This is a genomic window from Flavobacterium gawalongense, from assembly GCF_007097265.1.
Taxonomy (GTDB): Bacteria; Bacteroidota; Bacteroidia; order Flavobacteriales; family Flavobacteriaceae; genus Flavobacterium; species Flavobacterium gawalongense.
Window position 1 is genome coordinate 1 of sequence record NZ_VJZP01000075.1, and the last position, 2,003, is coordinate 2,003.

The following is a 2,003-nucleotide window of genomic DNA, read 5'->3' on the forward strand; positions in this document are numbered from 1 at the left end:
TTAACCCAACTTGCAGGGTTTAGCCTGTGAACCATTGTTGAAAACGAGATTCTTGTTTGAGAAGTTCAGATTTGGGGACTACAAATTTTTTCTTAGTAAAGGGTTGTTTTTTATAGTTTAAGGCTAAATAAATTTCCCTTAGTTTTTGGCTTGGCTCTGAACATTTTTTTATTTCGATTGTATTTTCAAGTACATCTTTTATTTCCGTTGTAACTAACTTTTGGGTATTTGCAATTCTTATTATTTCCTGCCAATCATGATTTATTTTTTTTACTTTTAGCTGATATCTAATCGTATTTACAATCCAATAGGCTAACAACCCCAGATTTAAATGTGCCATAGTTGACTCATCGTTTTGATGGTAAATAGGTCGTAAATCCAAGTCTGTTTTTAAGGTTCTAAAAGTGCTTTCAATTTCTCGTATGCAATTGTATATCCTCCAAACAGTTTGTTCATCCCGTTCTTTTAGCGATGTTTTTATAAAATATACGCCTTGTTCTTTTTCTTGATTTACTTGGCTTTCTTTAACTTCCCATTTCATAGAAATTACCTTGCCTGTTTTTTGGTCAGCCAATAAATCGATTTGGTAATGTTTGGCTATCGAGGGATATTTTTGTTGTAATCTCCCTATTTTTTGATTTATGATTTCTTGCTTTTTTATCCCCGATTTTTTGGCTAATCCATTGGCAAGTTTGGTTAATGTGTCTTCATAAAGTGTTTTAAATTTGCGATTCATCGAACGTTCTTTCATCGCTTTCATGTCGCTTTTTACCTTGAAAACACACTGATTTTGTTCTTTATCTTCAATTTCATTCAACTCTATTTTCTGATTTTTTTTATCATAAACTATTGTAGGAATTTCATTTTTTAAGGTATATTTTTTTGGTTTAGTACGGCTTACACATAAATAATCATATCCTTTTTCTGTTACCAATTTCAAGTTTTCATCAGTGGCAATACCAGCATCCATAATGATTAAAGCCTTTTTTGTGGTCTCACTCGTTGCCTCTCGAAGGCTATCAATCATATCGGACAAAGTCTTACAATCGGCCATATTCCCCTGGTAGATATTGGAATATTTCAAAAAGCCTTCTAGATTTACGACAGCTGCCAAAACAACTAGTTTGGCATCGGTTCGCTTTTCCTTACTACGCCCGTATTGAGCTAAATCACTATTCTTTTTCTGACCTTCAAAATAGGTGTTGGTTAGGTCGTACAAATAAAATTTATCTTCAATATCAAATAATTCATTGGTCTTTTGAGACAAATATTTTTCCATCTCATCTTTAACTTGATACAAATTCAAGGCAGATTGATATAATTTATCCTTTGTTATTTTTTTGATTGGATAAGCGGTTAATTCACAAATGGCCGAATTTTCTTTTATCCATTTACTGGTTCTGTTTTCGCTCGCAGGATAAACGGCTCTGCTTATGATTTGAGTAAGTGCCAATTGAATCTGTTCTTCGGACCATTTTTTATCCAATAAAAATTGGTCAATTTTCAATTGCTTCAATGTTTGCAAACTCATCCACTCACCTCCAAGTTCACGTGCTTCAGTATGTTTTAGAGAGTTCAAATCTACATTGTGCATGTCTTTTTTGGAAGAATGAGAATTATCTATTTTGTTTGATTTGAGTATTTTGAAATACAGTTCATCAATATACTCCCAAAGATGTTCTTGTAAATCATCTTCAAACAAGCTATTTTTTCCATTCAATTTTTCCGTTAATTTTTTCTGGATATAATTCAATTCCTCAGCCGATAAATAATCGATAAATCCGGCAGTTACGATGGTTCTGTTTCTAACAATGTCGTTTTGATCACGAAAACTTTCTACCAATCGATAGTAGGATTCCATTTTTCCTGTTTCAGGATTTCGACGAAAAGTAGATTTGAAATACATTTAGTAAAAATCGTAAATATTCCCATTAAAGACAAGATTTGCTGGGGACTACAAAACGGAATTTGATTAAAAAACAGCTGTTTCGAATATATAAAAC

The 2,003-nt window shown here is 32.4% G+C and carries 1 protein-coding gene; it reads right to left on the reverse strand.

Features of this window, described 5'->3' with window-relative positions; translation table 11 throughout:
• Positions 1 to 19: 19 nt before the first annotated feature.
• Positions 20 to 1,861: an IS1634 family transposase gene (locus tag FNW38_RS17305; protein WP_218043746.1), complete on the reverse strand. Its 1,842-nt coding sequence runs from the start codon at positions 1,859 to 1,861 to the stop codon at positions 20 to 22.
• Positions 1,862 to 2,003: the final 142 nt, after the last annotated feature.